General features: G+C 59.0%; 19 protein-coding genes and 5 pseudogenes. 7 read left to right on the top strand and 17 right to left on the bottom strand.

The window, feature by feature from the left end:
* Positions 1 to 2: 2 nt before the first annotated feature.
* Positions 3 to 1163 (bottom strand): NAD(P)/FAD-dependent oxidoreductase, encoded by a 1161-nt coding sequence (locus EL22_RS00460; protein ID WP_197075812.1) that lies wholly within the window; start codon positions 1161 to 1163, stop codon positions 3 to 5.
* 52 nt (positions 1164 to 1215) lie between these two features.
* Between EL22_RS00460 and EL22_RS00455 the strand changes: the two genes are divergently transcribed.
* The 3 genes from EL22_RS00455 to EL22_RS17810 all read left to right on the top strand — a co-directional run bounded on the left by EL22_RS00455 (position 1216) and on the right by EL22_RS17810 (position 3052).
* The gene (locus tag EL22_RS00455) at positions 1216 to 2490 is read left to right on the top strand and encodes a GTP-binding protein (protein ID WP_050049641.1); all 1275 of its coding nucleotides are present in this window, start codon (positions 1216 to 1218) and stop codon (positions 2488 to 2490) included.
* Positions 2491 to 2492: 2 nt separating this feature from the next.
* The gene (locus EL22_RS00450) at positions 2493 to 2759 is read left to right on the top strand and encodes a hypothetical protein (protein WP_050049640.1); all 267 of its coding nucleotides are present in this window, start codon (positions 2493 to 2495) and stop codon (positions 2757 to 2759) included.
* Positions 2760 to 2899: 140 nt separating this feature from the next.
* Positions 2900 to 3052: a hypothetical protein gene (locus EL22_RS17810; protein WP_197075811.1), complete on the top strand. Its 153-nt coding sequence runs from the start codon at positions 2900 to 2902 to the stop codon at positions 3050 to 3052.
* A gap of 436 nt (positions 3053 to 3488) precedes the next feature.
* Here the strand turns inward: EL22_RS17810 and EL22_RS00440 are convergent, their stop codons facing one another.
* The 5 genes and pseudogenes from EL22_RS00440 to EL22_RS00420 form a co-directional block, all read right to left on the bottom strand.
* Positions 3489 to 4781, bottom strand: coding sequence for an FAD/NAD(P)-binding protein (locus EL22_RS00440; protein ID WP_050049639.1), 1293 nt, complete (start codon positions 4779 to 4781; stop codon positions 3489 to 3491).
* Positions 4782 to 5357: 576 nt separating this feature from the next.
* A pseudogene (locus tag EL22_RS00435) lies at positions 5358 to 6005 on the bottom strand (cobalt-factor II C(20)-methyltransferase); the annotation flags it as partial.
* A 42-nt stretch (positions 6006 to 6047) separates the two neighbouring features.
* Positions 6048 to 6631, bottom strand: a pseudogene (locus tag EL22_RS00430) (molybdenum cofactor biosynthesis protein B).
* A complete protein-coding gene (locus EL22_RS00425; RefSeq protein ID WP_050049637.1) occupies positions 6628 to 7938 on the bottom strand; it encodes a GTP-binding protein in 1311 nt (436 codons plus the stop codon). The pseudogene EL22_RS00430 and the gene EL22_RS00425 overlap by 4 nt, the downstream one beginning before the upstream one ends.
* Positions 7938 to 9155, bottom strand: coding sequence for a GTP-binding protein (locus EL22_RS00420; RefSeq protein WP_050049636.1), 1218 nt, complete (start codon positions 9153 to 9155; stop codon positions 7938 to 7940). The genes EL22_RS00425 and EL22_RS00420 overlap by 1 nt, the downstream gene beginning before the upstream one ends.
* 98 nt (positions 9156 to 9253) lie before the next feature.
* Between EL22_RS00420 and EL22_RS00415 the strand changes: the two genes are divergently transcribed.
* Both EL22_RS00415 and EL22_RS16950 read left to right on the top strand, forming a co-directional pair.
* Positions 9254 to 9685, top strand: a complete 432-nt coding sequence (locus EL22_RS00415) for a CopG family ribbon-helix-helix protein (RefSeq protein ID WP_050049635.1) — start codon at positions 9254 to 9256, stop codon at positions 9683 to 9685.
* Between the two features lie 223 nt (positions 9686 to 9908).
* Positions 9909 to 10058 carry a hypothetical protein gene (locus tag EL22_RS16950; RefSeq protein WP_156184019.1) on the top strand — a complete coding sequence of 50 codons (150 nt, stop codon included), beginning with the start codon at positions 9909 to 9911 and terminating at the stop codon, positions 10056 to 10058.
* 129 nt (positions 10059 to 10187) lie between these two features.
* Here the strand turns inward: EL22_RS16950 and EL22_RS00410 are convergent, their stop codons facing one another.
* The 11 genes and pseudogenes from EL22_RS00410 to EL22_RS16945 all read right to left on the bottom strand — a co-directional run.
* Positions 10188 to 10577 carry a CopG family ribbon-helix-helix protein gene (locus EL22_RS00410; RefSeq protein WP_050049634.1) on the bottom strand — a complete coding sequence of 130 codons (390 nt, stop codon included), beginning with the start codon at positions 10575 to 10577 and terminating at the stop codon, positions 10188 to 10190.
* Positions 10578 to 10581: 4 nt separating this feature from the next.
* Positions 10582 to 11391 (bottom strand): ABC transporter ATP-binding protein, encoded by an 810-nt coding sequence (locus EL22_RS00405; RefSeq protein WP_082146622.1) that lies wholly within the window; start codon positions 11389 to 11391, stop codon positions 10582 to 10584.
* A 68-nt stretch (positions 11392 to 11459) separates the two neighbouring features.
* On the bottom strand, positions 11460 to 12272 hold the full coding sequence (locus EL22_RS00400) for an energy-coupling factor transporter transmembrane protein EcfT (protein ID WP_050049632.1): 813 nt from the start codon (positions 12270 to 12272) through the stop codon (positions 11460 to 11462).
* A gap of 2 nt (positions 12273 to 12274) precedes the next feature.
* Positions 12275 to 12598 carry a hypothetical protein gene (locus tag EL22_RS00395; protein WP_050049631.1) on the bottom strand — a complete coding sequence of 108 codons (324 nt, stop codon included), beginning with the start codon at positions 12596 to 12598 and terminating at the stop codon, positions 12275 to 12277.
* Complete coding sequence (locus EL22_RS00390; protein ID WP_050049630.1) at positions 12598 to 13278, bottom strand: energy-coupling factor ABC transporter permease; 681 nt, start codon at positions 13276 to 13278, stop codon at positions 12598 to 12600. The genes EL22_RS00395 and EL22_RS00390 overlap by 1 nt, the downstream gene beginning before the upstream one ends.
* A gap of 140 nt (positions 13279 to 13418) precedes the next feature.
* Entirely contained in the window at positions 13419 to 13829 is a 411-nt protein-coding gene (locus EL22_RS00385) for a CopG family ribbon-helix-helix protein (protein WP_050049661.1), read from the bottom strand.
* A gap of 98 nt (positions 13830 to 13927) precedes the next feature.
* Entirely contained in the window at positions 13928 to 14716 is a 789-nt protein-coding gene (locus EL22_RS00380; RefSeq protein WP_050049629.1) for an ABC transporter ATP-binding protein, read from the bottom strand.
* Entirely contained in the window at positions 14707 to 15549 is an 843-nt protein-coding gene (locus tag EL22_RS00375; protein WP_050049628.1) for an ABC transporter permease, read from the bottom strand. Before EL22_RS00375 ends, EL22_RS00380 begins: the two co-directional genes overlap by 10 nt.
* Entirely contained in the window at positions 15546 to 16574 is a 1029-nt protein-coding gene (locus EL22_RS00370; RefSeq protein ID WP_082146621.1) for an ABC transporter substrate-binding protein, read from the bottom strand. The genes EL22_RS00375 and EL22_RS00370 overlap by 4 nt, the downstream gene beginning before the upstream one ends.
* Before the next feature lie 225 nt (positions 16575 to 16799).
* The gene (locus tag EL22_RS00365; protein ID WP_050049626.1) at positions 16800 to 17228 is read right to left on the bottom strand and encodes a CopG family ribbon-helix-helix protein; all 429 of its coding nucleotides are present in this window, start codon (positions 17226 to 17228) and stop codon (positions 16800 to 16802) included.
* Between the two features lie 258 nt (positions 17229 to 17486).
* Positions 17487 to 17639, bottom strand: a pseudogene (locus tag EL22_RS16945) (CGCGG family rSAM-modified RiPP protein); the annotation flags it as partial.
* A gap of 69 nt (positions 17640 to 17708) precedes the next feature.
* Between EL22_RS16945 and EL22_RS19230 the strand changes: the two are divergent.
* A pseudogene (locus EL22_RS19230) lies at positions 17709 to 17969 on the top strand (hypothetical protein); the annotation flags it as partial.
* A 21-nt stretch (positions 17970 to 17990) separates the two neighbouring features.
* A pseudogene (locus tag EL22_RS00360) lies at positions 17991 to 18616 on the top strand (IS6 family transposase).
* The last annotated feature ends 422 nt before the right edge of the window (positions 18617 to 19038 follow it).

The following is a 19038-nucleotide window of genomic DNA, read 5'->3' as shown; positions in this document are numbered from 1 at the left end:
AATTAGCAGTCGCACATGTCGGGATCGCAGCATGACAAGTCCTCGAGGAACATGCTCTTCTCACGGTACTCGTCGAGAGGAGTTCGGTCGACGTCGAGCCTGGTGGCGATTTCGTCGGCGACGACGGCGAAGCGCTGTCTGAACTTGTAGATAAAGCAGAACTGCTGGCCGTTGTGAGCGACCTGTGGACCGGCGAGAAACAGACCGGGAGTGGTGGTCGACTCGTCTCGTTCGGTCAGTTGGGGCTGGCCGTTCTCGAACTCGAAGTGTTCGTCGACGAGTCCGAGTCCGCTCTCGAATCCGGTCGCGAGCACCGGCCGATTCCGTGTCGTAAACGACGCTCCGTCGGTACCGATTATGTCGAACGTCTCTTCGTCGACATCGACGCGCTCGATTCGAATTCCGTCTTCGAGGGCGATCGGTGCGTCGTGTTCGAATGCGTCTTGCAACCGCTGGCTGGTATATGGGGAGAGAACCTCGCTCGGATCCGGTCCCCGGAACTGCCACGGCCCTTCCTCGTCGATGACGACCACTTCGTGACCCAGATCGGCGAGTGCGAGTGCCGCGTCGATACCGCTCTCGTACCCGCCGCCGACGACGATGGGATCCTCGACACACTCGTTGGCGAACGTACTCCAGGACTCGACTCGGGAGTTGTGGACGCAGTGAGTCGCGCCGGGGAACGGATCGTCGTTCGGTTGCCCGAACTGGCCGGCCGCCCAGATGACGAATCGACTCTGGATGACGCCAGTAGACGTGTGGAGTACGAATCCGTCGTCGTGTCGCTGTACCGACTCCACGTCTACCCCGGTTCGGACGGGTAAGTCGTGGAACTCGACGATTCCGTGGAGATATTCGGCGTACTCTCTGCCGGTCGGGTGTTCACGGTCGAGCGCAAATGCGGGCGAGGTGTCAGTGGTGACCGCGTTCAGGTCCCGGCAGCCGAAACTGTTGCTGGGAAACGATGGTGTGATGAGGTGCATCTCCTCTGGCCACCGTTGGAACGACGCCCCGACTTCGTCTCGCTCGAGGATGGCGTAGGAGTCGAGACCCAGATCCGCGAGGACGACTCCAACACCGACGCCTGCGGCACCTGCTCCGACGATCGCTACGTCCAGCGACTCGTATTTCCGAGCTTCTTCGAGTGTCACTGTTAACAACATTTGGTAGTAGATAGCCAATTATAAATAATATACGCTCTAGTATTAATAACAGATGAGTCAAGAGACGATTCCCGTCACCGTGCTGAGCGGCAACCTCGGCGCGGGCAAGACGACCGTGCTGAATAACCTCCTGAACACGCGAACGGACCTGGATGTCGCGGTCCTCGTCAACGACATGGGCGAGGTGAACGTCGACGCCGAGCGCGTCGCCGAACACTCGGACATCTCGGAGGACGACGAAGATTTGATTGAACTGTCGAACGGCTGCATCTGTTGTGAGTTGCGCGGCGACCTGCTGGACGCGCTTGCGAAGCTCGCACAAGCCCGCGAGTTCGACTACCTGGTCATCGAATCGACGGGCGTCGCCGAACCGTTACCCGTCGCCCAGACGCTCACCATGGGATTCGATCAAGGTGATCTCGATCCGACGGAGTTCTACGAGGAGACCGGTATCGAGGTGATGGACTACTACGAACTCGATACGACCGTCACGGTGGTCGACGCCCACCAGTTCTGGACGACGTTCGATTCAAAGGAATCTCTCATGGACGGTGACACCGAGAAGGACCTTGGAAGCCTCTTGGTCGAACAGATCGAGTTCTGTGACGTCCTCCTGTTGAACAAGTGTGACCTCATCGACGAGGAGACGCTCGACGAGATTGAAACGATGCTCGAGGTACTGCAACCGCGCGCGGAGATCATCCGCACCGAACACGGCGCCGTCGATCCGGACGCAATCGTCGATACCGGTCGGTTCGATTTCGACGAAGCGAGTCAATCCGCGGGCTGGATGCAGGAACTGCAGGAACCGCACGAGTCCGCCGAGGAGGAACACGGCGTCACCTCGTTCGTCTTCGAGTCCCGCCGACCGTTCCATCCCGAACGATTCGCCGAGCTGCTGGACGAGTTTCCGACGAACGTCGTCCGGTCGAAGGGTCACTTCTGGCTCGCGGGGCGTGAGGAGATGGCACTGGGGATAGATGCTGCTGGCCAATCCATCCGAATCGCACCCGCGGGCGGGTGGATTGCGGCCCGTCCGGCCGAAGAGCGAGAGGCCTACCTCGAGGCCAATGCCCAGCTAGAGGAGGTGTGGGATGAAGAGTGGGGTGACAGAGGGACCCGACTCGTCCTTATCGGTACCGACATGGACCACGATGCGCTCCGAGCGGATCTCGATGCAGCGACGCTGACCGACGAGGAGATGGACGTGGACTGGGGTGCATTCGAAGACCGTTTCCCGACGTTCGAATCCGAGGATGGAGCGGCGGAGAGCGAGGACACCGAAGCGGGCGAGAACAGTGCCGAAGAGGTCGGTCTCGCCGACTGACGATGTCCTCACCACGCTCGCTCTTTCTGACGGTCGTCGACAAGAACGTGCAGCGTCACGCTCGGGAAGACGCCATCAACGGACTCGCGGAGGCTGGAGCAACCACACAACTTCGCCTCATCGTAGTCACGAACGGTCTCGACGGGCGGTATCGTCGTCAGGCACTGAACGCTATCGGTCAGCGCCGGGCGATGAACGAGCTCGAAACGCTGGTCAGCGACAGAAGTCTCGCACAGCCTCTCCGTAAACGGGCAAAAGAGCTGACCTAGCTCTGATTGGGGCGGACTTCTTCACATCCCAGCCGGACAATCTTAGTTAGCAAATGACTCGATTTACTAGTCCGTATCAATCTCTCTGACCCAGTTTTTAATAATCCTTTTATTGGCTCGGAGCCTCAATTATTAATGTAATGTCGTACACCTGCTCCAGTTGCGATGCACAGTTCCAGAGCGCCGCCGGAGTGACCCAGCACGTCGCACTTCACCACAACACGTGTGCTGAGTGTAACGAGCAGTTCGACGAGACCGACGCGCTGCGCAACCACATCCACGAGAACCACTGAGCGGACAGTTCGGTACGAATCCACTCGAAATCTCCGTTTTCTCGTCAGGGCCAGTCGCCGCCAGTTGAGGACAGAGTCCCAAGCCGCCAGTCCGTAGCCGTTGCAGCCTCCGTCACTGATTGGTACGACCAGTCGGGCATCTTCTCCACTATCCCTCCGGTCTCGTCCGTCCCGACGAACACGTATACCGTTCCGTTTCGAAGTGTCTTCGAAGACTCGAGAGCGCCTCTTCGATCGGACGCGGACACGACACGATACGAAGTCCTGCTGGTATCCCACCTCTCGGACTCGCCGTCGTTCGACGAAGGACGACTCCGAGGAGACGATTCCGATGTGGCTCGTCCAGGTCGCGGCGTCTTAGAGTACTCGGTTCGGTCGTCCGAGCTGCTCGAGAGCCTGTAACGAGAACGCGAGCGTGAGGTCGTTCGACGGCATTTCAGGACCTCCCTCTGGCAGCCGACGGTGCTCGCTCCGAACCGGGCCCCTGTCGTGACGCGAGGAGTCGCTCCGCGACTCGACGAGCACCGACGATGTTCCGGGCGAAGGGACCGACGCTGGGTTCTGCGAGCGCTCCCGAAACGTACACCGCAGAACGGGTTCCGTCGGTCCCTCGCCACGCGAGCGTCCGGTCGTCGAGGATCGGAAAGCCGTCGGCCCCACGCTCAAGTGACAACGATTCGGCGACGGATCCGACTACTGGGTGTTCCGGGACCGGATCGAGTCCGGTCGCGAGGACGACCTGCGCATTCGTTGCGGTCGTGCCGTCGTCGAACCGCACGAGTAATCCATCGTCTGTCGCGTATGCAGACGTGATCTCGCCCCGCCGGATGTCGAGGCCGTCACAGTCGCAGGCCTCGTTTAATCGACGCTCGACGTACGGTGGGATCATCGCGTCGTTGCGGACAGCTCGAATCCGATCAAGACGTGCCTTCGACCCCGACGGAAGCGTGTGAATCTCCTGTTCGATGTGTCGCCAGTTGATCCAGTACGGATCGGCTTCGGTTAGTTCGAACTCGAGGTCGTGACGCGAAAGGAGTGTCACGTCCGTGTGTTCCGAGAGACTGCAGGCGAGTTGCGCAGCGGTGATGCCACCCCCAACGACGAACGTCTGTCCCGAAAACTCCGCTGCCGTCGTCGGGTCGAACTCGTCGTCCCAGACGTGTGCGAGCGGTGCGTCCTCGGGGAGCGATGTCGACCACGCCGGGACCGTCCGCGGGCCACCGAGTCCGATGGCTAGAACGACGTGCCGTGCTTCGAGTGTCCCCGCATCCGTCTGTACTTCGAGTAGGTCATCGGCCCCAGTTCTGGTAACTCCCGTCACCCTCGACTGGAGGTGACAATCGTCGATGTCACGCCGGTTAATAACGTATCGAGCGTGGTCGAGGAAGAGCTTGAGCGTCGGTCGACTCAGATAGTCTTCCGTCGAGACGAGTTCGTCTTCTCGATCCGCCCCCTCCGCGAACGATTCGAGCGAGAACGGCTCCGTGTCGATGTGGTGGACGAACGTCGACCGGAGCGTCCGCATTCCACACTGACGGGCCTTCGTCGCGAACGACGCGAGTAACTGCTCGCGAGGTTCGACGAGACAGAGGTCCTGGTGAGTGTGTCCGCTCTCCGCGAGGAGGTAGTTCGCCAGGCAGGTTCCGTGAATACCGCCACCGATGATCACGTATTCGTAGGGCTGTGGCCCGCTCGACGCGGGGTCGGTGCCCGGTCCGTCGACGGTCACTCTCGCTCGCCTCCGTCGGCTTCGAGCCCGTCTCGGGTCTCTCCGGGCCGTTGGCTGCGGAGCCGAGTTGCTATCGCCCAGGCAACCCGCGGAAGCACTGATCGTGGCGACACCGAGTCCAGTCGCGATGAGTCGTCGTCGAGTGTACTGCGGCATGTATTGTTAACATTGGCTCACTAGATAATAAGAGCTATGATTTTGGACTCTAGAGTTAATAATATCTCGATGGGTGGGAGAGATTCTTACTGGCTTATAGCTGGATAACTAATGTGGGCCCTAGAATTGCTAATCGTTACTATCCCAAATCCCGTATTACATAAGCCTGAGAAGCGTGCTAACAGGCATTTAGTAGCTGTAGCGTCCAGATACGGTTGCAATGTGCCACTGCTTCAGCGACCCGACCGAGATGAGTGACGAAGAGCGAGCGGAGGTTCTCGAAGAACACTCGACGGAAGAACTCCGCGCCGAATACTCCGCTGAAGAGCTAGACATCCTCGGCGTCACCGCCTGAGGCCGCCTCACCGTGGTCCTACACGGACAACCAACAGCGTCCGCGCATCACTCAGGCCCAATCGCCTCCCGTTTCTCAGCGTACGCGAGCGTGTAGTAGTCTCGATCGATCAATTCGTCGGGATCGTCCGTAACTAGGGCTTCTTCGGTATCCATGAAGAGTCGCCGACCGAAAGTCACCTCGTACCCTGCTTCAGTCATCTTTTCGTAGGTCGTCGCTGCGTCAGTCACTTTGAACAGGATCAACCGATTCGGACCGATCGGTGCTGCCCCGTCGGTCGCCTCGCGTAGCGTCAGCTCCGCACCGGCGTTGATGTCGACCCCGAGGACCGAGGCGAACGCCGTCACACTGCTGACACCGGGAACGACTTCGATGTCGACGGTGGGATGCTGATCACGAAGCGTCCGACGCAGGTGTCCGAACGTCGAGTAAACACATGGATCGCCGAGCGTGACGAAGGCCGCGTCGGCGTCTCGTGCTTTCGGCGCGACTTCCGCGGCCGCCGTCTTCCACGCTGCCTGCAGTTCTTCGGGATCGGTCGTCATCGGGAACTCGAGGTCACTCAGTTTTGATTCGGGAACGTACTCTGCTGCAACGTGCCGTGACAGTCGTCCTGGTGAGTAGACGACGTCGACCGATTCGAGTCGTCGCTTGCCGCGAACCGTGAGCAGGTCGGTCGCACCCGGTCCCAGCCCGAGTCCGTAGAGTGTCATCGTTTACGTTCCCCCGCCGAGTCTAAGACTTCGGTTCCGTATCTATTCATTAGTCTCACCGACCGTATGCCGGGTTGCAAGCCCGGCGAGATGTGGAGCTTCCGCTGCGATAATCTCCGCCGTGGCGAGTTCGACAGCATTCACACTCCCGGTAGCACGAACACTGGTACGTCGCGGGCGATGCCCGCTGTCGCACGGCTCGAGACGATACGCGTTCGTACCTCCTCCCACGAGAGCCATCTGAACGCCTCGCCGAAGCCCGGCAGTTCGGGGTCGAAGAGCTCACTCACCGCGTCCGGAGTGATGTCGTCGACGGTGACGCCCGTCCCGCCCGTGGTGACGACGAGGTCGACGGCCGGCCGATCCAGGCACTCGCTCACTGTGGTCTTGATCCGGACGTAGTCGTCCGGAACCATCCGGCGTGACGTGACGACGTGACCTGCTTCGACGAGGATACTCGCAATGGCGTCGCCACTGGGATCGGGCGGCGTCTTTTCGACGCCACCCCCGCGGGACGAGGACACGGTTACGATGGCCACGCCCAGCGGGTCAATACAGTCGTGGCCGCCAGCATCTGTCGTCCGTCGGTCCTCTGCTGGAGGGAGTTCGCGACGATTTCGGATCACTGTCGGTCACCTACCACGAGGCGTTGTTCCATCGGGGACTGCGACCACTCCATCGTCCCTGGGAACGGATTCTCGAACCCGTCCCAGTCCTCGTCCATTTCAGCCTCTGAAACGAGGCAGTCGTCGAGGGTGTCGGTGATATAGGATTCGTCCATTCCAGCGCCGATGAAGACGAGTTTCACTTCGCGGTCACCCCACTGTTCGTCCCAGTGGAGGTCCGCCCGCGATTCGCGATAGGACTCGCGCTGAAACTCGGGGAGCGTCACCGCCCACCGGCCGTTGACCTCGACGTGGATCTGCGTGCCCGCCTGACTCAGGTCAAGCGCATAGCGTTCTCGTCCTGCAACCCATACATGCCCTTTCGCTCTGACGACGGATTCGGGGAACGAACGAAGCCACTCGCTGAATGGTTCAGGGTGGAACGGTCGGTGGCGCTCGTAGACGAACGAGTCCACACCGAACTCCTCAGGCGGGTGACGGTGATCGTGGTCGTCGTGGTGGTCTCCATGTCCATGGTCGTGACTGTGGTTGTCTGATTCTGTTTCGACGCCGTCGTGATCACTAGCGTCAGAAGCCATCCCGTCTCCGTGGTTGAGGGAGAGCGCCTGTTTCCACCGGGCTGAGTGTTGCGCTTCGTCCTTGTCGAACCGGCTCGTTCCGAGAACTCGTTCCGGGTCGACGCTGCTTTCGGTCGCTCGGACGATGTCGACCCCGGGATGGAGTGTTCGGACGACGCGCTCGACCGCTTCGCGCTCTGTCTCGGAGACGAGATCGCACTTGTTGAGGACTAGTACGTCGCAGAACTCGACTTGCTCGGCGAGGAGGTCCGACAGCGGCCGGGCGTCGTCTGTCGACTTAAGTGAGCGGCCATCGACGAACGCCCGATGGAACTGTGCGGCGTCGACCACCGTGACGGTCGTATCGAGATCGTACAGTGCCGACGCACGTGCGGGCGAGACGAACCGCTGGGCAATGGGGACGGGGTCACTGATACCCGAGGCTTCGATGACCAGATAGTCGAACTCCTCGTCGAACGCGAGGCGTCTCAGTTCCTGATCGAGTTCGTTCTGCAGCCCACAGCAGATACATCCGTTTGACAGCTCCGTGACACCCTTATCTTCCATCGAGAGTTCGGAGCCATTCTCGATGAGATTGGCGTCGACGTTCACCTCGCCGACGTCGTTGACGAGAACGGCGATATCGTACTCCTCGCCGCCAACCGTGAGCAGGTGATTGAGCAGGGTCGTCTTTCCGGCTCCGAGTCCGCCGCTGAGGATCGTGACCGGGGGTTGGTCGTCGACGGCCATCAGTCGTCGGCCAGTGCGAACTCGCGCTGTTCGTCGGCGGTGAACGGGTCCGGGTACTCGTCCCAGTCCTCCGCCATCTCTGCGTCCGAGAGGACACAGTCATCCAGTCGCTCGACCAGTGTCTCCTGATCGAATTCGCGACCGATGAACACGAGCTCTGATCCGCGGTCACCCCACTGGTCGTCCCAGTCCTCTTTGATGCCGGGACGGGCAGCGAGGTACTTCTCTTGTTGGGCCTTCGGGAGCGTAGCGATCCACGTCCCGTTCGGACCAGCCCGGACCGACTGGCCTGCTTTGTCGAGCCCCATCGCGATGTCTTCGCGACCGGCGGACCAGAAAAAGCCCTTCGCGCGAACGATACCATCGGGGAGTTCGGCAAAGAGACGAGCGATCCGCTCGGGATGGAACGGTCGGTCGGCGTCGAAGACGAACGAGGTGACCCCGTGTTCGTCGGCGGCTGACTCGTGGTGATGTCCGTGCTGGAGTTCACGCTTCCACCCGGCGGACTGGCTCACGGCGTCGAAGTCGAACCGACCCGTGTTCAGTATCTCCTCCGGATCGACGGCGCCGTGTTCCGTCCGAACGATCTCCGCCCGCGGTTGGAGCGTCTTCAGGACGGCCTCCATCTCCTCGAGTTCGTCGTCCGGAACGAGGTCACACTTGTTCAACAGGAGGACGTCACAGAATTCGATCTGGTCCATGAGGGCTTCCTCGGGGACACGGTCGCCCTGTGGCTCCAGTTCGTCGTCCGTGAGCACCTGTCCGGAGTCGAAACCCTGCCAGAAGCTGTGTGCGTCGACGACACTGACCATCGTGTCGAGTTCGTAGACGCCCGTGGGGTCGAACTCGGCGTCCTCGAATCCGCGAGCGAACGTCTGGGCGACCGGAATCGGTTCGCTGATTCCGGACGATTCCACGAGGAGGTATTCGAAGTCTCGCTCGTCGGCCAATCGTCCCACTTCGTCGAGCATGTCGCCACGGAGACGGCAGCAGATACAGCCGTTCGACATCTCGATGATCTCCTCGTCGTTCTGTGTGAGTTCGGATTCGCGTTCAACGAGGTCAGCGTCGACGTTCACCTCGCCCATGTCGTTGACGACGACTGCGGCGTTCAGTTCACGCTCGCTACTGAGAATCTGGTTGAGCGTCGTCGTCTTGCCGGCACCGAGGCTTCCGCTGAGAATCGTCACCGGGGTCGGGTCGTTGTTGGTCGCCATACGCGAATTATGAACCTACTACACTAAAATACTAATTATTATGGTTCCAGCTTGCCAGTCATAGCAGATAATAATAACTCGAGAGAAAATCTTAGTACATGAGCGTCGTTAGCATCTCGATGCCCGAAGCGTTACTCGAACGCATCGACGCGTTCGCCGACGAACACGGGTACAGTGGCCGAAGCGAGGTCGTCCGCGAAGGCACACGCACGCTACTCGAAGAGTTTCAGGGGCAAGATATCGACGGGCAGAAGCACGCGTGTACAGTGACGGTGGTCTTCGAGTACTGTCAACCCGCCGTCCAACAGCGTCTCACGGGAGTCCGCCACGAATACGATGCTATCGTCTCCGCGACGACCCACGCACACGTCCAGGACCAGTACTGTATGGAACTGTACGTCCTGGAGGGGACCACGGAGGCGCTATCCGAATTCGTCAACACCGTCCGGGCAGTACAGGACGTCCGGGCAGTAGACTACTCGATTACCTCACTGGACAGAGATCCCATTGAAAAGACCACCAAGTCGTGATTCGGTGTTGAAATTCTCAGGAACTGAAAGAAGCCGTCTGTTAAATACAGAGGCTGCATCCATCAGCGGTGTCGATCATCCCAATAACCGGTCTTAGCACAGATACTTGTACAGAGCATTCATACCAGAGGACACTGTTCGGAGTTAGTATGTGGTCCCCCAGAGAGTTCCTCACAGCCATGAAAGAATTTGTTATTACTGAGTTCCAGGGATGGCTTGCCGTTTGAAATACGCAGCAGTATGGGCTGGTGCGTTCGTTCTTGTCGGGCCTGCCGCCGAAACCGTGTTTGATCCGGAACTCACTGGCGTTGCCTTACTCGTGGCGCTGGTCGCGGCGACAGCCATCACCTATCTCGTTTCAAAACGTCTGTAATCGGTTCCCACTGCTGACACGGCTAATATGTGACCGGTTCTATGTGATAGATTTGCGCCCTACTTTCGGCACGCTCGTCGGAAAACATCATCAGTCGAGGATTTCAACAGACTCGGCCGTGAGTACAGCTCAGTGCTCAGCGAGGAGCATCAGTTTCACTCGACTCACCGCATCGAAATCGCGCAAGCGATACGTGAGGTCTCGGACACGCGGCGCCGGGCCGCTGCAGAAGACCGTCTCGAGACACCACTCTCCTTCATGAATGTGATTCGTGGTCGTGATGACGTCCTGAAACTGGTGTTGCACGTTGTGGATGTCTTCGATGACTGCTTCGTGTTCGTAATCGAATGCGATGATGACGACAACGTCGCCTTCGATATCCTCCAATGTGGTGTGTCCCTCGATGTACTCCTGCATCGCCTCGCGAACGCCACGCGAACGCGAATCCAAGCCCTCTGCCTGCCACGTGTCGTCGAATTCGTCAAGGAGATCGTCGGGGATATTAAAACTCGTGCGCATCTGTCTATCGATTTGGTGCTGTGCCGTCAGCAGACGTAACTCGGCCCGAGTCCGCTTCGCCTGCCGTCGTTGCGAGGAGTGACACGAGATCCGCTTCCGTCACTGGCTGTGCGGTCGCCCCCAGCCCTGCATCGCGAGCCACACGAATTGGGCTCGGGGGGTGTAGATTCGCTTCGTCTAACAGCGCGTCGTCGTAGAACACCTCTTGGGGTGTTCCGCTTCCAACGACGTTGCCGTCGGCCATCACACAGACTCGATCTGCGACTTCAGCGGCAAATTCGAGGTCGTGCGTCGACAGGACGACGCTGATACCGTCCTCGTGAATCTGCTGGATGCGTTCGGCGACCAGTTGGGACCGCTCGGGATCGAGCCCTGCGAGTGGTTCGTCCAGCACGACCACGCTCGGTTCGAGCACGAGCACGCCTGCGAGGCCGACGAGGCGTTTCTCGCCCCCGCTCAGGTAGTGTGGAATCCGGTCTTCGAGGTGGGCCGCGTCGACGGTCGCGAGCGCCTCACGAGCGCGTGCCCTCGCTTCGTCACCGGGGACACCGTAGTTCTGGAGGCCGAACATCACGTCATCGAGGACCGTGGGCGCGACGAGTTGCGTATCGGCGTCCTGGAAGACGAAGCCAACTTTTTTCCGCGCATGTTCCTTGTTGTCTTCGGTGATCGGGGTGCCGTCGACGACGAGTTCGCCGTCGTCGGGAACGAGCGTCGCGTTCAGGTGTTCGAGGAGTGTCGACTTCCCGGCGCCGTTGCCACCGACGAGTGCGACGACTTCGTCGGGGTACACCGAGAAGTCGACGTCGTGCATCCCGACCGTCCCGTCGGGGTAGGTGTGGGCCTCACACTGGAGATTGACCAGCGGTGAATCGTCTCGACTCACAGTCTCACCCCGTAGACCGCGACCGCTGCGTAGCCGACGACAGCGACGTACGAACCGACCACGATGAATAGTTCGTAGATCGGTGGCCGCGAGACGTCGCCGTACAGCGTGATGTCGCCGTTGTAGCCACGGGCCTCCATCGATTTGACGAGTCGTTCGGACTGCTCGATAGCCGACAGCATCGTCATGCCGAGGATTCTGGCGTACAGCCGTTTGTTCGACCAGAACTCCGAGAAGTTCGCGCCGCGGGAGAGCGCGGCTTTCACCAGATCCTCGAGCGTCTCGATCATAACGAACGTGAACCGGTAGGTGAGCAACGCGATCTGGTCGATTGGCCGCGGGAGCAATCGCCCGAGCATGTACGCGACATCCGTATATTTGGTTGTCATTGACGCCGTTAGGACAAAGGTGACGACCGTGAGCGACCGACAGGTGAGCTCCCCGAAGAGCACGAGACCTGCCCACGTGACCGAGAGTTCGCCGAGCGGTGTCGAGAGCGCGCCACCGATTGGCGTACCCGGTTCGAGAAACGCCAGCGGTCCGGCGACCGAGACAATGAACAGCATCGGGAGCGTGTACCAGCCAGCTAACCGTGAGAAGGGCAGCCCCGCGAGTCCGTAGACCACCAGTACGGCACCGTACAATCCGGCCAAGAGCGCGAGTCGGTCGAACACCGTGACAGCGAGGACGAGGGCGCCGACAACCCCGACCTTCGTCCATGGGTTGACGCGGTGCAACGGTCCGTCTCGCCGCTCGGCGAACGCGGTGATGAGCCGCGGATCGGGAACGTGGTTCGAGAGTGTCGTCACGGTTACCGTGTCGCTCGTTCCTCGTCCTCGAAGCCCCCGTAGCGGTCGACGTAGACGTACAGGCCAAGCCCGAGCAGAACCATGAAGGCGACGATAGCACCGAATTCAAGCATCATCCCGCCTTTGCGGATGGGGCCGGCGACGACGATACCGCGGCCGAAGTCAACGAGTCCGCCGCCGCCGTCCTGCACGCCGCGCTGAAGTGCTTTCGCGGAGCGCTTGGCCCACGGCAGGGCCCCGCCGGTCGCGGTGAAGCCCCAGTAGCCAGCGGCGAGGAAGGCCGCAAAGAGGGTAGCCAAGCCGCCGTACTGCTTCCAGCGCTGCATCAGGCCGTCACCCCGGTGGTTTCGTCGCGGGTGTCGCGGTCGGCGAGGCCGACGAGGTCGGGGCGCACGGAGGCGAGGAACTGAACGATGAAGCCTGTCAGGATCCCCTCGATGACGGCGACGCCAAGGTTGAGCCCGACGAGACCAGCAACGGCGATCGTCAGGTCGCCACGCGGCAGTGCGCTCCCGTTCACGCCGCTGACGACGATGATCGCCCCCATCAGGAACGCGCCTGCCGAGAGACCGAGCGTCGCGGCACTGGCGCTGGCGGGGAAGACGTCCCAGTCCATCCCCATCAGGGTCTTGAACGCGTAGTAGGCGACGATAGCTTCGCTCGCATTGACGAGTGTATTCGCGCCGAGTAGGCCGACTGCACCGTGGCCGAGCGCTGCCGAGAAGATGTTGACGACCAGTGCGATGAGCGCTCCGAGCAGCGGTCCAGCAAGAATCCCCACGAGTCCGGTAAGGTTCATGTGGATGCCACCCCACACGGGGATGTTCAGCTGGAAGATCGCGAAGCTCGCGGCCGCACCGATGCCGGCGAGCGCGATTTGGTGTGTCTTGATGCCGCCTTTCCGGACTCGGTAAACTACGGCACTGATCAGTCCGACGCCAAGCAGTGTCCAGAGTACCAGTGCCCATAGCGGGAACGAGCCTTCTCCGAGGTGAATGTGTGCCATGTCTGGTTTGCCAATCTTGGCAGCAGTCATAATAAAGTTGCTGTACTAGCTCAGCCAAGATAATAAATAGAACATAGAAAGATGCCATGTCTTGATAGGGGAAGATGGCGACACATCTGTCGGCGCAAGCGACCCCGAGCCTATTGCCCGCTGATCTCTGCGTTCATCGCATCGACAGGCACGACCGTATATTCGACCGAAACCGACTCGTCTGCTCCTCGAACGGTCCCGATAAATCGCAGGGCGTCGTCGTACGCGGCTTCGATGACGAATGTCTCGACACAACCAGCGTTATCTTCCAAGCAATTGTGGGAGTTCGACCGGACCGCCCCATCAAATTCGTGGCGGATATCCATCATCCGGCGTTCGATCTCCGGTTCGTCGTATCCGAAGACGGCAGTAACTGTCGCCAACACCCGCCGATCCTCGTCGTCTGTCTCTTGGTACTCTTCGAGCAGTGACTGGCACGCTTCGCGGATGACCTCACTCCGGCCGGTGTAGCCGTGTTCTTGCGCAAACGTATCGAGATCGTCCCGGAGTCGCTCCGTCATCGAGGAGCTCACAATTGGCATATATTAAAAATTGTCTCGAAGATAATAGATATGGTGGTTTGTTAAGGTACTCTTGGTAATCTTACTGTAAGAGTGTATCAGTGGCTAGTGTCGACAGGACTTCCGAGCTCATCCCTAATTTGCGCGACGTGGTCCACGAAGTCACGAGAGGTCCGTTCACGTGGGCGTTCTAGGTCAATAGAGAACGTCGACTGCACGGTTCCCGGGTCGGCGTCCATGACTACCACGCGATCAGCGAGGGTCACTGCCTCGTCGATGTCGTGCGTGACGAACACGACGGTCTGTCCGGTCTGCGCCCAGATATCGAGCAATTCGGCGTGAAGGCGGTCGCGTGTCCGAGCGTCGACACTACCGAACGGTTCGTCCAGCAAGAGGATCTCCGGATCGGGGGCAAGCGCGCGAGCGATACCGACGCGCTGTTTCATACCGCCGGACAGTTCTTTCGGGTATGCATCCTCGAAGCCCTTGAGCCCCACCAGGTCGATCAACTCCCGGACCCGTGCCTCGCAGTTGGGACAGTCACAGGCGGGCCGGTCGAGGCCAAACCGGATATTCCCGCGGACAGTTCGCCAGGGAAATAGTGCGTACTCCTGAAAGACCATTCCCCTGTTCAGCCCAGGACCGGTAACCGGGTCTCCACCGACCAGTATCGAACCACCATCCGGATCGTCAAGCCCGGCGATTGCTCGCAACAGCGTCGTCTTCCCACATCCGGACGGACCGACGACACAACAGAATTCGCCCTCCAAAACCGAGAACGAGACGTTTGCGAGCGCTTGCGTTGACTCGTAGGACTTGCTGACGTTCTGGATAGTGATCTTCTCACGTGAGTCTCGACTGGAGGATGAGCCCGAACTCAGCGCCATGCGAGGACCCTCCGTTCGAGTAGTCGGAACCCGACGTCCATAGAGAGGAACGCCAGGCTGATCAGGAACATATAGGCGACGCTGGTCGCCATTGCCAGGTTATTCGAGGCGTTGATGATCTCGTAGCCGACACCGGGCGCTCCGAACAACTCGGCACCGACGACGATCATCCAGCAGCGACCGATACTCGTCCGGAAGCCGGTCAACACCTGGGGAGCAGCGCTCGGGAGTGCAACGAGTTTCAGCATCGAAAGATCGCGCTCCACGCCGAGCGTCGACGCGGCATCGGTGAGTTCGCTCGACACGCCCTCGACGCCACCATACGCGCCGTAGAAGTTGATCCAGAACGCGCCGACGAAGACGATGAACGCGGCGCCGGTGTGGTGGATGCCGAACCAGACGATGGCGAAGACGACCCACGCCAGCGGCGGGATGGGCCGAAGCAACCGGACGAGTGGCCGCAACCAATCGTCGAGTACGCCGTTCCAGCCCATCGCCAGTCCAAGACCGATACCACAACTGGCACCGAGAAGGAGTCCGGGGACGTAGTGGAACAACGTCTGTGCCAGGTGCGCGAGCCCGGTCGGTAGTACTAGATTCGATCCCAAGACGGGGACCACAATCGCAGTCGAGGTCGCGAATAGGTCGATAAACGCGCGTACAGAATCCAGAGGGCCCGGCACTAGATACGACGGCTGGGTCGTCATCGCGCCGACCCACCAGACGAGCAAGAACACGAGAAGCCCGCCCAGGCCGCGCAGATACCGCCGTAGGTCCCCCTCGAAGCTGCCGCCGACCACTGCGTTGGAACTAGTGTCGGTACGCGTACTCATTCTTGGATGGCGTCATAGGGGTCGAACGCGAACAGATTCTCAGCCGCGACCGATTCCTCGATGTTGCCGACGTTGGCGACGAACTCACCCATCGTCGCGGCCTGGTCGGTGATCGCGTGCGGGTCCGAGAAGAAATCAGAGGCCTGTGAGTCCATGGCCGCCGTCGCGAGGTTCTCGCTCACGCCTGAGCCGATGATCGAGGCGGCGTGGGCGGCGGCTTCATCCGGTGAATCCGCCGTAAACTCAGTCGCCCCCATGTGCTGTTCGACCAGCGATTGCGCGACTTCGCTGTCGTCGAGCACTTGCTGGTTCGCGAACAGCACCGTGACCGGGTGGTCTTCCAGTATATCTCCGGACCAGACGAGTTCGCCGAAGCCGTCATCCTGGGCGATAATCGTCGCGAACGGCTCCTGGATGATCGTCGCGTCGATGTCGCCCGATTGGATCGTCTGGACCGCCTTCGCTGGTGGGACTTTCGACTTGTTGATTGCGGACTCCATCTCACCGACGTCCAAGTCCTCCTGAATCCAGTATCGGAGGACGATGTCGGGGACGCTCCCGTCCGGTGGGGCACCGAACCGTATCTTGCGACCATGCTCCTGCTCGAAGCGCTCGAACATGGCTGGCCCTTCCTGTTCGTAACGGTCGACGAGTTCGGTTGTTCCCATGACCTTGAAGCCATTTCTCGAGTTTGCCGCGAGGATACCGGCGTCGGTGCCTTTGTCGACGAGAACCATCGCAGGAGTGATCCCGAAGAGCGCGACGTCGACGTCCCCGCTCGCGAACGCCTTGACAACGCTGGGGCCAGAACTGAATCGCTCTATTGTGACATCTGCTGGAACGTCCTCGTAATAGTCCTCTTGTTCCATCACGTAGTGTTGCATGTTTGGGTAAATCGGGACGTACGCGACCGTGACGGAATCGAGTGATCCGCCCCCTTGACCGAGACAGCCAGCAATTCCCGTCGCAGTAATCGTGATTGCGCCTGCCTTCTGGAGTAGACTTCGGCGCGAGATTTGAACCATCAGTATTGCTAACTCTAGAAGTAGTTCTAATAATAACTGTGGTTCTATCAAAGAGAGTTAATACTAATAGTGTATAGTGTTCGTAGATGTTGCTAGACTCGGCGTGAATTCAGCGAGAATCCCGCGAGCGACCGCAGGGAGCGAGTGGGATGTCGACGAGCCCACTGACCGGAGCGAGTAGAACGAGCGGAAGGAAGTGGGCTCGCCGGAAGGGGCAGAACAGTATCAGTTCATATCGGCCAGCGGGCCGAAGTCGTCGACGGGTAGCACTGAGTAGTCGATTGTGAGCGTGTCCTTCGTCGCTCGGATCTTCCCGACGAACGTCGATATCTCTTCGAGAGATCCTTCTAACACGAAAAGCTCCATGCAATGATGGCCGCCGACGTGACTATGGAAGTTCGAAGCGACGATATCCTCGTGTTCATGGCGTAGATGCATCATTTTCTCTTCAACACTCGTCGTCTCGTAGTCGAAAACAACTGTTACGACACCCATCAATTCACGATCTTCGAGTTTCTGGTCGTCAAATTCGTTAAGTAGATCCCGACTTGCTTCTCGGAGTACCTCACTGCGACCAGTATAATCGTGGTCGTCTGCGAACTGGTCGATGCGTTCAAGTAGTTCCTCAGGCATTGAGACGCTAACAACGCTCATGTAGTAAGTTAAGTGGGAAAAATATTAAAGATTGCTATTCATCCTCCAGATGGTCGGTCACAATTCATTCAATATTATATTGGACAACAACTGGGTCCGGTTCTTGACTGCCTGCATCGGTCGGTAAGAGCCGTAACTATATCCCGCGCATCCTGCAGAAACGTCCTTATTATATTAAAAATGCATATTGGCACACCATTCTTTATTTCTTTTACTAACTTATTGGACTGAAGGCACACATCAAAACCATCCTCCGAGGTTGTGGGGTGCAGTGTGTTCGATCGCCGAGAATGCCTGGTCGACCACCAGCTGGCGGTCGTCGTCGTGTTCCGGCTTCTCGAGGTTCGCCGACCACGAGGTGTCGTGGATCCGGTCGGTAACGGGCTGTGCGTCGTCGTGGGTGCTAGACATTATTCTCGATTCTATTTACGCAGACTGATAAGATAAGTGGGCAGCCGAATTCCCGCCTGTCAGGAACGAATGGTATCTCACATCGTCTGTCGGTCGTCTCGAATCCCAGTCGTCTCGAATACATTCGGGGCAAAGTGTTCGTCCGTTTCGGTCTCACCAGCACCTATGCCGGCGATCACCTCGTACGTCGATGAAGTCGAAGCACCCACTGATCGACCGCTCGAAACGCTCGACGCCAGAGAGCTGCCGCCGCAACCACTGGAGAACGCGCTCGAGCGACTTGCCGACCTGGGGGATGAGGTGGTACTCGTCCAACGCAACGATCGTGCACCACAGCACCTCTATCCGCAACTGGACGATCGGGGCTACACGTACGAGACGATTGATGAATGTGAGAAGCGTAAGCAGACGGCGACGTCCGTCAGGGTGTTCGCCGTCTGCCTCCACGCGACCGGTTGTTCACTCCGAGAGACACAAGCGATTCTTCCCTTTATCGGCGTCGAACGCTCTCATCATGCAATCTGGTACTGGGTACATCGACTGGCTGACAGCGTGACAGACCCGCCGACGGCACAGCCGTCGCGGGTCGCTATTGATAAAACTGCTGTCGAGATAAACTGCGACTGGTCTTGGGTATACGATGCAATCAACCTAGACTCGAGGCTTATTCGCGATGTCGCAGTATTCGGACGACGAGGCACCGATCCAGCCGTTGCGTTCCTTCATCGAGTAACCGAGAAACACGATCTCGGTGATACTGTCTATCTTGTCGATTGCTACGGCTATCTGGTTGCCCTCTCTCGGTTAGGATTGGGCAGTTAGCTTGACTGCGGTGATCGAAACCTAATCGAAAAGTGGTTCACACCTTGAAGATGCGCGTTGACAGCTCCTATAACTCGTGGGTGGGCAGTCGGATGAGCGTCAGAGACTAGATTGAATAGTTTGTGCATTACTATATTATGAAACGGTCGAATTAGTTACTTACCTTACCAACACCAGCGAAGGTGCTAAACTAGATAGTGCCGAGAATTCATTCGATTCCAAACTATTCTAGTAATGCGTACACGGAAACAGGTGACGAGTGGCTGAGGCCGTTGACCTTTTCGTGGTATCAGCTCATCTGAACACGATGGAGTGAGCGAACCAATCCGCTTATTCGATCGCTACTGATACGCCGGGATGCCGCTTCCGAGAGATAGCCGCCCTCGACCAKCGTMSTSKAKGMYKYAGGCTGCGTATCATATCACTCCAGAAATTAATATTGAACGCTCATCTGTAGAAGTTAGTTCCCACTCATCTATTACAAGTCCATCTCCGACGAGTTCGAGAAACAGTACTCATGACTATGAGTGAAAATTACATAATTCTCGTAACGATCGTTGTAATTATCTCATTAGTG

Source organism: Halostagnicola sp. A56, assembly GCF_000691505.1.
Classification (GTDB): Archaea; Halobacteriota; Halobacteria; order Halobacteriales; family Natrialbaceae; genus Halostagnicola.
This window is presented reverse-complemented; position numbering and strand designations above follow the sequence as displayed.

Coding starts and splice junctions, on each gene's coding strand:
- EL22_RS00460 (WP_197075812.1), bottom strand. CDS start 1,163: ATGTTGTTAACAGTGACACTCGAAGAAGCTCGGAAATACGAGTCGCTG.
- EL22_RS00455 (WP_050049641.1), top strand. CDS start 1,216: ATGAGTCAAGAGACGATTCCCGTCACCGTGCTGAGCGGCAACCTCGGC.
- EL22_RS00450 (WP_050049640.1), top strand. CDS start 2,493: ATGTCCTCACCACGCTCGCTCTTTCTGACGGTCGTCGACAAGAACGTG.
- EL22_RS17810 (WP_197075811.1), top strand. CDS start 2,900: ATGTCGTACACCTGCTCCAGTTGCGATGCACAGTTCCAGAGCGCCGCC.
- EL22_RS00425 (WP_050049637.1), bottom strand. CDS start 7,938: ATGGCCGTCGACGACCAACCCCCGGTCACGATCCTCAGCGGCGGACTC.
- EL22_RS00420 (WP_050049636.1), bottom strand. CDS start 9,155: ATGGCGACCAACAACGACCCGACCCCGGTGACGATTCTCAGCGGAAGC.
- EL22_RS00415 (WP_050049635.1), top strand. CDS start 9,254: ATGAGCGTCGTTAGCATCTCGATGCCCGAAGCGTTACTCGAACGCATC.
- EL22_RS00410 (WP_050049634.1), bottom strand. CDS start 10,577: ATGCGCACGAGTTTTAATATCCCCGACGATCTCCTTGACGAATTCGAC.
- EL22_RS00405 (WP_082146622.1), bottom strand. CDS start 11,391: ATGCACGACGTCGACTTCTCGGTGTACCCCGACGAAGTCGTCGCACTC.
- EL22_RS00395 (WP_050049631.1), bottom strand. CDS start 12,598: ATGCAGCGCTGGAAGCAGTACGGCGGCTTGGCTACCCTCTTTGCGGCC.
- EL22_RS00390 (WP_050049630.1), bottom strand. CDS start 13,278: ATGGCACACATTCACCTCGGAGAAGGCTCGTTCCCGCTATGGGCACTG.
- EL22_RS00385 (WP_050049661.1), bottom strand. CDS start 13,829: ATGACGGAGCGACTCCGGGACGATCTCGATACGTTTGCGCAAGAACAC.
- EL22_RS00380 (WP_050049629.1), bottom strand. CDS start 14,716: ATGGCGCTGAGTTCGGGCTCATCCTCCAGTCGAGACTCACGTGAGAAG.
- EL22_RS00375 (WP_050049628.1), bottom strand. CDS start 15,549: ATGAGTACGCGTACCGACACTAGTTCCAACGCAGTGGTCGGCGGCAGC.
- EL22_RS00370 (WP_082146621.1), bottom strand. CDS start 16,574: ATGGTTCAAATCTCGCGCCGAAGTCTACTCCAGAAGGCAGGCGCAATC.
- EL22_RS00365 (WP_050049626.1), bottom strand. CDS start 17,228: ATGAGCGTTGTTAGCGTCTCAATGCCTGAGGAACTACTTGAACGCATC.